Origin of the sequence: Shewanella putrefaciens (assembly GCF_016406305.1) — a bacterium.
GTDB classification, from domain to species: Bacteria; Pseudomonadota; Gammaproteobacteria; order Enterobacterales; family Shewanellaceae; genus Shewanella; species Shewanella putrefaciens_C.
In genome coordinates this window covers 2128226-2138770 of sequence record NZ_CP066369.1, presented here as the reverse complement: position 1 = coordinate 2138770, position 10545 = coordinate 2128226, and the positions used below count along the sequence as shown (strand labels likewise).

The 10545-nt window shown below is 46.3% G+C and carries 11 protein-coding genes; 7 read left to right on the top strand and 4 right to left on the bottom strand.

Annotated features, from left to right (window positions below):
* Positions 1-2: 2 nt before the first annotated feature.
* Positions 3-398 carry a hypothetical protein gene (locus JFT56_RS09270; protein WP_198783333.1) on the top strand — a complete coding sequence of 132 codons (396 nt, stop codon included), beginning with the start codon at positions 3-5 and terminating at the stop codon, positions 396-398.
* An 88-nt stretch (positions 399-486) separates the two neighbouring features.
* Positions 487-1122, top strand: a complete 636-nt coding sequence (locus tag JFT56_RS09265) for a PolC-type DNA polymerase III (RefSeq protein WP_198783332.1) — start codon at positions 487-489, stop codon at positions 1120-1122.
* Positions 1123-1225: 103 nt separating this feature from the next.
* Here the strand turns inward: JFT56_RS09265 and JFT56_RS09260 are convergent, their stop codons facing one another.
* The 3 genes from JFT56_RS09260 to JFT56_RS09250 form a co-directional block, all read right to left on the bottom strand.
* Positions 1226-1933, bottom strand: coding sequence for a hypothetical protein (locus tag JFT56_RS09260; protein WP_198783331.1), 708 nt, complete (start codon positions 1931-1933; stop codon positions 1226-1228).
* 184 nt (positions 1934-2117) lie between these two features.
* Complete coding sequence (locus tag JFT56_RS09255; protein ID WP_198783330.1) at positions 2118-3164, bottom strand: LacI family DNA-binding transcriptional regulator; 1047 nt, start codon at positions 3162-3164, stop codon at positions 2118-2120.
* A 104-nt stretch (positions 3165-3268) separates the two neighbouring features.
* Positions 3269-3997: a DUF3334 family protein gene (locus JFT56_RS09250; protein WP_198783329.1), complete on the bottom strand. Its 729-nt coding sequence runs from the start codon at positions 3995-3997 to the stop codon at positions 3269-3271.
* A 351-nt stretch (positions 3998-4348) separates the two neighbouring features.
* On the opposite strand from JFT56_RS09250, the gene JFT56_RS09245 reads away from it, so the two are divergent.
* The 5 genes from JFT56_RS09245 (at position 4349) to crr (ending at position 9165) form a co-directional block, all read left to right on the top strand.
* A complete protein-coding gene (locus JFT56_RS09245) occupies positions 4349-5986 on the top strand; it encodes a methyl-accepting chemotaxis protein (protein ID WP_198783328.1) in 1638 nt (545 codons plus the stop codon).
* Positions 5987-6156: 170 nt separating this feature from the next.
* Positions 6157-6552, top strand: coding sequence for an ACT domain-containing protein (locus tag JFT56_RS09240; protein WP_198783327.1), 396 nt, complete (start codon positions 6157-6159; stop codon positions 6550-6552).
* Between the two features lie 24 nt (positions 6553-6576).
* Positions 6577-6834, top strand: coding sequence for an HPr family phosphocarrier protein (locus JFT56_RS09235; protein ID WP_198783326.1), 258 nt, complete (start codon positions 6577-6579; stop codon positions 6832-6834).
* Between the two features lie 44 nt (positions 6835-6878).
* Complete coding sequence (ptsP, locus tag JFT56_RS09230; RefSeq protein WP_198783325.1) at positions 6879-8585, top strand: phosphoenolpyruvate--protein phosphotransferase; 1707 nt, start codon at positions 6879-6881, stop codon at positions 8583-8585.
* 70 nt (positions 8586-8655) lie between these two features.
* Entirely contained in the window at positions 8656-9165 is a 510-nt protein-coding gene (gene crr / locus JFT56_RS09225) for a PTS glucose transporter subunit IIA (protein ID WP_198783324.1), read from the top strand.
* 96 nt (positions 9166-9261) lie between these two features.
* On the opposite strand, the gene JFT56_RS09220 is transcribed toward crr, so the two are convergent.
* Positions 9262-10422 (bottom strand): cupin domain-containing protein, encoded by a 1161-nt coding sequence (locus JFT56_RS09220; RefSeq protein WP_198783323.1) that lies wholly within the window; start codon positions 10420-10422, stop codon positions 9262-9264.
* Positions 10423-10545 lie beyond the last annotated feature (123 nt).

Here is a 10545-nt window from a genome sequence, read left to right as displayed (position 1 = left end):
CATTGAACAATAACGGCATAATTAAACTTCAAAATTTACAGCAGGTTACCGCCCTGTTTGATGCTATAGCGCCCGAGGCGATTTTGCCCGCAGAATACTATGATAAGACCCGGTATATTCCCTGGTCAGCATTCGATGCGATGCAGGTCTATGCCCTCGATTTTGAGCCCTATCTCTCCATCGCCGAACGCTGCAATATGACCTATTTTGGTATCAACCAAAGTCAGCGGCGCTTATACCTTACATACTGTAACGATGCGGGCCATGCGCCGCGTTGGGAGGCAAGACCCATCACCCTAGCGCAGCTTCTGGATACTGAATTGATGGAATATTTACATCAAAATCATGCCTATAACTTAGGGCTTAGAATAAGTATGGATCTGCATTATGATATTTAAGCCCCGATAAGTGCAGACAACTTAGCACCCACCTTGGCCCATTAAAGGGCCAAACTCTTGAGTAAAATAGCGAACCTAAGACAGATTTATGCCTAAAAAACCCACATTTAGTCCCGCAAATACCTTAGTCGTGCTCGACTTTGAAACCTCTGGCCTGTCTCCCAATCAAGGGGATCGCGCCATCGAAATCGGCGCAGTACTCATAGAACAAGGTGTGATAACCGATCGATTTTCAGAGTTGATGAACCCAGGATTTAAGATCAGCGCCTTTATTGAGGACTACACGGGGATCAGCAATCAGATGCTTAAGCATGCGGCGCCCAATCACGAAGTGATGGCCCGTTTTGCTGACTTTATCGGCAATCACCATCTAGTCGCCCATAACGCGGCATTTGACCAACGCTTTCTCGATGCCGAATTTGCCCATATAGGCCATCAATATGCGGGGCAATTTGGTTGCTCTTTGCTGGTGGCGAGGCGTTTATACCCCTTAGCCGCCAACCATCAACTTGCCACCTTAGTTCGCTATAAGCAAATCCCCAGCGACGGCACCTTTCACCGCGCCTTAGCCGATGCGCAGATGACCGGGCATCTGTGGCTCACCATGCTCGATGACTTGCAACGTGACTACGCTATTTCCGCCCCGCCATTTAGCCTATTTCAAACCCTAGCGAAAAAGGCAAAAGCGGATGTACCCAAGTTTTTGCGTCAATATGGGAAATAAGCCCGTTAATAAAAGTCCGGGCTCCGTTGTGGAGAAATAAAGGGAAAATTCATTCGGATATAAAGGTCTGTGTAATTAAGATGGAACGTTCAGGCTTTCCATCTTATTCACAATAGCTAGCCCTAAATACTCCTTGCAAATCTAAATTTGGAGAACCTAACCAGTTACTATCAACAAAGGTAATTCCTTTTACGCCAAACCGTTCCATATCTTCTATTGAATAGTCAAATCCCTTGATATTAGTAATATTTAGGAAATGCAAAATAGACAACCCAGTTGGAACCTGTGCAATCCCACAGGTGGTAATGTGATAATTAACACCTACACGTTTAAAAAAGGCCTTCTCTTGTTCACGCCAAAGATTGGTAAACTCATGTCCGGATTTAACTAATATATCGATGTCAGGTTGATATGAGCTTCCATGCCATACTAATATTGATTTTTCCTGTAGATATTTATTATTACCAGCTAAAAATACATAGTTTGCACAGGACGACGCACATACCATACCGACTTGCACGTCTAAGTTTCGATCTTTTACCCAAGAGCCTAATTCCATACCATCTAATACATCCCCACCTACAGAGCTTATTTCGAGTAGTGTTACATTATCGTTCAACTTAAAAAGTGAAAATACTTGCTCATTCTTTTCATGGGTAATTTCACCTAAATAGATAATTCTTCCATCAGACAAATACACTTCATTCTTCTCTTGGTGTGAAGTGGGTGCTGAGTTAAAAGCACAAGAGCCTAAGATAAAAAGACTTACCACCATAAAAAATCTATTTAACACAAATAATCCTTTACTCAACACTTATCTCCCTAAATAAAATTAAAACCAAATTTCTCCGAATTAAAATATCACTGTAAAATCAAGTTCTGCTCACCAATACATTGACACTTAAATGTTTGATATAAAAATATACCCGCCTTCTGTATGAAATGTATAAATATCAGCCTAATTAATAATCTAGCAAATTTGATTAAAAATAGATTTATAGTGCCTCTATTGGCGTACTGTCTATGCCGCAGGAGCTACGGACCACTAATGTGGTTGGAATAAGTTGTGGGCTGACTTCGATACCGCGGATCAGCTTAAGCACGCTCTCCACTAAAATTTCGCCGGCTAACTGGGTATTTTGTTTAATGGTCGTCAGTGGTGGGTTAGCAAAGCTGGCAACGGGAATATCGTCATAGCCGACCACGGCAACCTGTTCCGGTACCGCTATGCCCTTTTCTTTAAGCGCCCGAATGGCGCCGATGGCAATTAAATCGCTGGCGGCAAAAATCGCATCAAATGTTGCTCCCCGTTCCAACAATGATATCGCCGCATCATAACCCGAGCTTTCCGTGCTGATGGCCGACACTTGTTTATTGCTATCAACGGGAATATTCGCCATTTGTAAGGCTTTAACGTGTCCAAGGTATCTATCCCTAAACTCGGGACTGTGGCTCGACGCATCCCCTAAAAAGGCAAATGCTTTACGCCCGAGGGAAATCAAATGCTCTGTTGCGATTAGACCACCCTGATGATTATCGCAACCGATTGACAATACAGACTTATTGTTGTGCTCAGCTCCCCAAATCACAAAATGGGTGTTTTGGGCCAATAACCGCTCGAGCTTTTGCTCGTAATCCATATAGTCGCCATAGCCGAGCAGAATAATACCATCGGCCTTGTTACTGTCCTCGTAGTCGGCGTGCCAATCGCTGGATAATTGCTGAAAAGAAACAAGCAAATCATAGCCTTGCTGTGCAGTTGCCCGGGTGATCGATCCCAACATCGACAGAAAGAATGGGTTAATTAACGAGTCATCATTGGTGGGATCTTCACATAATAGCAGCGCCAATGTATGGCTGTTTTGGGTGCGAAGATTACTGGCATTTTTATCGACTTTGTAGTTCAACTCCTTCGCAATTGCTTGAATTCGCTGACGAGTCTCTAAATTGACTAACGGGCTGTTTCTCAGGGCACGGGAAACCGTTGACTGGGATACACCAGCACGATAAGCAATATCGATCGAGGTCGCTTTCGATGCCATAGAGGGTTTTTAACCTTAGTTATTATTTTGCGACGATACTAAAACAGTTCAATCAACTTGTATAGACGAATGGTTTAACATTCGTCTTACAAGCACTTATCTGCTTAAATGCCCAACTGATCGAGCAGATCATCGGCGTCAACATCATGTAATTGACTGGCGATTGTGGGCTTATCGGCCATCTTAGTCCAGGGTGAAACTGTGTTTGATGTGGCGGTATGATTCCCATTTTGGCCGTGTTGTTCCAACAGGCTATCTGGGTCGAATTCTTCATCGTATTCAAACTCATCTAACTTAATAAATTCAGTTTTATCCATGGCGAATTCGAGGTAAAAAATATGGTTATTCTCGGTTTTAAAAGACACTCGCCTCGCCACAGGATCGTCGAGATTGGCATCGATTGAAATGGTCAACTCTTTGTTAATAGTTAACATTTTTGGCTGACTTTGGCTGATTGACGTCTGCAATTCCTTAGAGATTTTATTAATAAAATCACCGAGGATCTGGTTCATCAACTCTCCCATCACGTTGCCGACTTCATCGGAGGTGTGGGAAAACGCCAATTCTGCTTCCGGCATGCCCATGTTCAGCATATAACGGCGGTAAATTTCAATCGCGGCGGAGGCGGAAAAGTTGATAACGACTAGGCCCGAAAATCCACCATCAAAAATAGAAAAGCAGCCAAGATCGGGTTTAAGGCGGGTACGCGTGATGCTTTGTACCATACCCGCATGGCTCACATGGCTAGCGCTGGTATGGGATAGCACATGGGCTACCGAGTGGCATAACTTCAGTAAAATATCATCCGAAGTGACAATTGTATTTGTAGTCATAATCGATTCTCAAACTAAACAGTAAATTAATCTTGCGCGTAAATACCTAAAAAATCAAAACTAAAACAATTGATTAGCTGGATTTTGCTCGAACTTCTACTTAACAATAGCATAACCTATTGATATTTAATCATTCACCAAACAACAAAGGGTCGGTTATCGCTCACTTATTAACAAGGGAGGTGACTTTGCAATCAATTCCATCACCCTCGCCTTATCAATATCCTGCTTAAGATCAAAAAACACTAATATTCCTAACAGCTTTACACGAAATTTGAACATACGCGATTCTCTTAAAAAACATTCGCAGGTATATTGTGGCGCAATATCTTGCTCGTCTAAGGAACCCAAATGATCACATTTTTGCGTCGATTTACCATACTGCAACGGCTGATGATGATGTTAGTCATGGCAGCCATTGGCACTGTGTGTTTTGCGAGTTTCTCGATTAAAGAACAGTACAGTAATTTAATCGATCAAAAATGGCTGCAAATTGATGGTCAATTAGGCAGCATCTTAAGTATTGTTGATGTATACCGTCAGGATGCACTTAAGGGTAAAACCACCGAGGAGGAGGCCAAAAAGGCCGCCGCTGAGCTTATCAATCAAACCCGCTATGCTGGTGCCGGTTACTTTATTGTGATTGATGATACCAATCAAATACTTGCCCATGGTGAAAACCGCGAGCTTATCGGAACATCGGCGCTCAATTATCGCTTACCCAATGGCACGAATCCGTTAGCGACTATGTTGTCCTTAGCCCGCAGTCAGTCAAAAACCTCCTTAGAATATCCCATCGCTAACCCTATCACTAAGGTCGTTGAGGATAAGCTGGCCACCGCCCATTATTATCCACAGTGGGGCTGGACTATTATCACAGGGGCGTATTTGAGTGATGTTAAGCAAAGCTTAACGGCGGTGATCATTGATTATCTAATTATTATGTTTTTGATCTCAGTGCCTATTTTTGCATTTTTCCTTGTACTGAATCACTCAATTACCTCGCCCCTTAATGCTGCCATCGACGCACTAGAGGATATCGCCCAAGGTGAAGGCGATTTAAGCCAACGCTTAAGCACCCAAGGTAAAGATGAAATTGCTCACCTTGCCCTCGCCTACAATCTTTTCGCACAGAAAATTGGCGATATGGTGGGCCACCTACAACCACTAGGCCAATCCCTCGATAACGACGCCAAACAGCTTATGCTCGCCGTTGAAGCCTCGAACCAGAGCGCTGAGCATATTCACCGTGAAACAGGTAGCGTTGCCACTGCGGTCAACCAAATGCTCTCGACTACCCATGAGATGGCAAGCAATACGCAGCAAGCCGCAGATGCCGCCACCAGCGTTAAAGATCAAGCCGAGCAAAGCCAAGTGGTTATCGATAACACTGTGCGCAACACTGAAAAACTCGCCATTGAACTTAAAGCCTCTGAGGCCATCACCCAAAAACTGGGGGTTGCATCTGAGCAAATTGGCAGCATTCTCGATGTGATCCGTGGTATTGCAGAGCAGACTAACCTGTTAGCACTCAATGCTGCCATTGAGGCCGCAAGGGCGGGCAGCCATGGTCGAGGATTTGCGGTTGTCGCCGATGAAGTGCGCGCACTGGCCAATCGCACCCAGGACTCGACCAACGAAATTCAAAAAATCATCACCGAAATCCAAACTGGTGTCGGCTCAGTGATGAAGAGTAATAGTCAAACCCAGCATCAATCCGACGAACTCCAGGCCCAGGCCCGTGAAGCCGGTAAAGCCATGGCGGCGATTTTGCAACTTATTGCCCATATCAGCGACATGAACACCCAGCTTGCGAGTGCGACCGAAGAGCAGTCCCTTGTGACCGAGGAAATCAATCGCAACATCTGTAATATCTCGGAGTTAACCGAAGTGTCCGTCACGGCGAACGAAGGCAATAGCCGCGCCGCCCAATCGCTCAAAGATATTAGCCAAGATATGTCGCATACCTTAGGCCAATTCAAAATCTAAACCGCAGTACTCAATACACAGCTATGCAGCAAAAGGAGGCGTTTAAGGACGCCTTCTTTTAGTTTACACTGTGGCGCACGTCTGCCTATCTTGGCATTTATGTTATAAGGTATGCTGTAACCCATTCAAACTAGGCTGCCTAACTTGCAGTGCCGATTGAGGAAACATCAATGCGCATGACCTTAGCCGTCCACACGCGGCAATACACTATCCATAGCTTTAGCCCTAATGCCCAATTACCCAGTGAGGTATTTGCAGAGGAGGTGTATTTTATCGGCAAGACGGAGGAAGGCCTAACCTTAGTGATTTCCAGCGACATTGAACTCGACAGTCTCGAACAGGAGCCAAACTGGTGCTGTTTAGAGGTTTTAGGGCCCTTGGGATTTTCAATGACTGGCATTCTGTCTAAAGTTTCAGGCACCCTAGCGGACGTACAAATCAGTATTTTTGCGCTTTCGACCTTCGATACCGATTATATTCTCGTGAAAAAGAATCGCTTAACCAGTGCGATTGCCGCCTTAAAAAAACAGGGCTACCAAATTATCGAGCCAGAAGCAGCGCCGTAACACGCCCATAAGAGTCTATCCAATATGTACGAAAAATCTGTCACTATCACCGCAAAACATGGTATCCATACCCGCCCCGCGGCACTCTTAGTTAAAGAAGCTAAGACCTTTGATTGCGATGTATTAGTGGAATGCAACGGTAAACAAGCCAGTGCTAAGAGCTTGTTTAAATTACAAACCTTAGGTTTGTACCAGGGGGTTACTGTGAGAGTGTTTGCCGATGGCGAGCAGGCACAGGAAGCCGTTGAAAAAGTATCAGCACTCTTAATTACCTTAAGTTAAACTTTGCTTTTACTGGCAGCTAAGACTCGATTGTAGGAATAAATATGTCGATTACGGGGATCATAGTGTCATCGGGGATTGCCTTTGGACAGGCACTGCACCTTAACCACACCGAAAATCACCTCGATTATCGCCCTATTCCCCTTTCACGGATCCCGCAACAACAAAGCAAATTTGTCAAAGCATTACAGGCACTTCAACAGCAACTCAGCCACAGCCAAGCCAAACTCGAAAGTGAATGTGAAAATTTTCAACTGATCGAGGCCGATTTATTACTGCTGCAGGATGAAGAACTCCACGATCAAGTCAAAGAGGCAATCCGGACCCTGCAGTTATCGGCAAGTGTCGCGGTAGAACGTATTTTTGCGCACCAAGCCAACGAGTTAGAATCATTGGACGATCCTTACCTTGCCAACCGCGCACAGGATGTACGCTGCCTAGGGCAACGCCTCGTCGCCGCCATTAATGGCAGGTTAGATCAAGGGCTTGAAAAACTCACCGCACCGACGATTCTGCTGGCACAGGACCTCACTCCCGCCGAATTTGCCCTATTACCTAAGGAACATATTAGCGGTATCGTCCTTAAAACCGGCGGCTTAACCAGTCACACGGCCATTTTGGCGCGGGCAGCAGGTATTCCGGCGATTTTAAGCTGTCAGTTTGATGCCGAGTTTATCCCCAATGGCACGCCATTAGTGCTCGATGCGCTCAACGGCGAACTATGTGTTAACCCCAATCCCGAGCAACAGGCACGCTTAACTGTCACCCTGCACCATGAGCAGGCAAGACGCGCCGCATTGCAGGCCTATCGGGATGGCCCCGCTAAGACCCTTGATGGCCATCAAATTGGACTTCTCGCCAATGTTGGCAACCTAAACGATATCACCCATGTGAGTGATGTCGGCGCCGACGGTATTGGCTTATTTCGTACCGAGTTTATGTTGATGAACGTCAGCACCCTACCCGATGAAAAAGCCCAATACAGCCTCTATTGTGAAGCCTTGCATGCCTTAGGCGGAAAAACCTTTACCATCAGGACATTAGATATAGGTGCAGACAAAGAACTACCCTGCCTGTGCCAGGAGATTGAAGATAATCCGGCCTTAGGTCTGCGTGGCGTGCGTTACACCTTAGCCCACCCAGAGCTATTTAAAACCCAGATCCGCGCGATTCTGCGCGCCGCCAACCACGGCCCTATCCGGTTGATGTTTCCTATGGTGAACCAGGTTGAAGAACTCGATCAGATTTTTCAGCTTATCGCCGAATGCCAGGATGCCCTCGAGGAGGAAGAAAAAGGCTACGGCGAGCTAAGTTACGGTATCGTCGTTGAGACACCCGCGGCCGTACTCAATCTAGCCTCCATGTTACCTAGACTCGATTTTGTCAGTATTGGCACCAATGACTTAACCCAATACGCCATGGCGGCGGATCGCACTAATCCACAACTCACCCGGGACTATCCTTCGCTCTCACCCGCCATTTTAACCTTAATCAAGATGACCATTAGCCAAGCTAAGCAAGCGGGTGTAAAAGTCTCCCTTTGCGGTGAACTGGGTAGCTCGCCCATGATGATCCCGCTGTTACTCGGCATGGGGCTCGATGAACTCAGTGTCAATTTAAACTCACTGCTAGAAGTGAAAGCCGCCATTTGCCAAGGTCATTTTGAACAATTTTCAGAACTGGCGCACACCGCGCTGCAACAAGATCGCATTGCAAGCCTACAGCAGTGTATAACAAGCTATAAATATTGAAATTTATTCGTTATGCTGCTTCACAAACCAAAAGAACAATGACAAAAACAAGCAAAAGGGGCTCAACATCATGGGATTTCTAAGCCGAATAAGGCGATTGGTATCGGGACAGGCCCATTTGGCCGGCGGCATCATGGTCTATGCCCCCGTGAGTGGCGATATAGTGGCGATTGAAAAAGTCCCCGACGTGGTTTTTGCCGAAAAAATTGTCGGTGACGGCATAGCCATCGCACCTAAGGGTGAACTGATCCTCGCTCCCATTGATGGCACTATTGGTAAAATTTTCGAAACAAACCATGCGTTTAGCATCGAATCGCCCCAAGGTTTAGAATTGTTCGTCCACTTTGGTGTCGGCACAGTCGAACTCAGGGGCAAGGGATTTAAGCGTTTGGCCGAGGAAGGTCAGCAGGTCAAAGTGGGCGATCCTATCCTGTCATTCGATATTGATTATCTAAAAGATCAAGTAGATAGCTTGCTCACACCCGTAGTGCTCGCCAATATGGAAGACGTAAAATACCTAGATAAAGCCCAGGGAAGCGTGACCGCCGGCAAGGATGTGATCTTTACGGTACAGCTTTAATTCTCCGTCGGGGAAGCATAAACCGTTTTAAAGGGCGCACATATTTGCGCCCTTATCTATTCTTGGGTCTATTCTTGGGTCTATTGTTGGATCAGGCTATTCATCCTCTCCGTCACTCAAATCGTCAAAATACCAGTAGCCTAAATTCACCCATTCAGTCAGTTGTGCCCGAAATTCGGCATTGTTTAACCAAGGTGCCAGCGCCGCCTTACTTAACAGATTGCCATCACAAAGTAGCGGGATGACGTCAGCCAATTCAGCGGGCAGTTGGTAGCGTTCACCATTGATAAACACTATGCCCCGCTCAAGGCTTATCTCAAAATACAGGCAACGTAAACCGCCAAGGCGAATAAGTGGCTGCTCGTCTAGCCAAGCGAGTACCTCATCCAAGGTGATATCCAGCGGCTCATCGGGTAAATCTAAGGCACATTTTGACTGGGTTAAGTAGCGACCGGAAAACTCACTGACCAAGTCATCATTTAATACTTGGGTGAGTTGTGTCCGTAAACGCGCAAGATCGGCCTTGTCGACACAACCACTGCGGCTGGAAAGCTGGCGGTCGGGATCTTCAATCTGCTGGGCACCTAAATCATGTTCAGATAAATGATCCGCTAATGCACTGACCATATCCTTTGCCGAAGCCGTACGATAACCCACCGAAAAACTTAATGATTCTTCGAGTGTTATCCCATCGTGGGGAAACCCAGGGGGAATATAAAGGATATCGCCGGGCAATAACTCGGTATCGATAATAGGTTCAAAGGCTTCGGTGTGCAGTAGCGCAGGATGGGCGGCAAACTCACGGTGCGGGCCACGCTCCCCCACTCGCCAGCGGCGGCGCCCTGAACCCTGACAGATAAATACATCGTAGAGATCGATATGCGGCCCGACACCACCGCCTGGAGTCGCGTAGCTGACCATCACATCATCGAAGCGCCAACGGGGAATAAAATCAAAGCATTGTATTAATGCTTCGGCATCGGGTAGCCAGTTATTCAGCGCTTGCACTATTAGAGTCCAATCCCGCTCACCGAGTTTGTCATAGGAGTCAAAGGGGCCAAACTCCGCATGCCATTGCCCCGCCTGCTGGTAAACTCGCCGCGATTCGACTAACTCATCCATTGCTAAGCCCGCTAATTCTTCCGGGGACACTAAATCTTGAAAATGCTTAAATCCTTGACGGATCACCAGTGGCTTTTTCTGCCAATACTGGGCTAAGAACGCTGCGGGGGTTAAACCGTTAATATCGAGTTGCATGGATTACTCACGGACAAAACTGGAATTGATAATGATGAATGCTAACAGGAACCTAAGGGGAGAAAGCTCGATGGGATCAACAAAGTGTTAAGTCCTTTGATAACCGTGACCCAATAAAAAGGC

Coding starts and splice junctions, on each gene's coding strand:
- JFT56_RS09220 (WP_198783323.1), bottom strand. CDS start 10,422: ATGCAACTCGATATTAACGGTTTAACCCCCGCAGCGTTCTTAGCCCAG.
- crr (WP_198783324.1), top strand. CDS start 8,656: ATGGGATTTCTAAGCCGAATAAGGCGATTGGTATCGGGACAGGCCCAT.
- JFT56_RS09250 (WP_198783329.1), bottom strand. CDS start 3,997: ATGACTACAAATACAATTGTCACTTCGGATGATATTTTACTGAAGTTA.
- JFT56_RS09240 (WP_198783327.1), top strand. CDS start 6,157: ATGCGCATGACCTTAGCCGTCCACACGCGGCAATACACTATCCATAGC.
- JFT56_RS09245 (WP_198783328.1), top strand. CDS start 4,349: ATGATCACATTTTTGCGTCGATTTACCATACTGCAACGGCTGATGATG.
- JFT56_RS09265 (WP_198783332.1), top strand. CDS start 487: ATGCCTAAAAAACCCACATTTAGTCCCGCAAATACCTTAGTCGTGCTC.
- JFT56_RS09235 (WP_198783326.1), top strand. CDS start 6,577: ATGTACGAAAAATCTGTCACTATCACCGCAAAACATGGTATCCATACC.
- JFT56_RS09255 (WP_198783330.1), bottom strand. CDS start 3,164: ATGGCATCGAAAGCGACCTCGATCGATATTGCTTATCGTGCTGGTGTA.
- ptsP (WP_198783325.1), top strand. CDS start 6,879: ATGTCGATTACGGGGATCATAGTGTCATCGGGGATTGCCTTTGGACAG.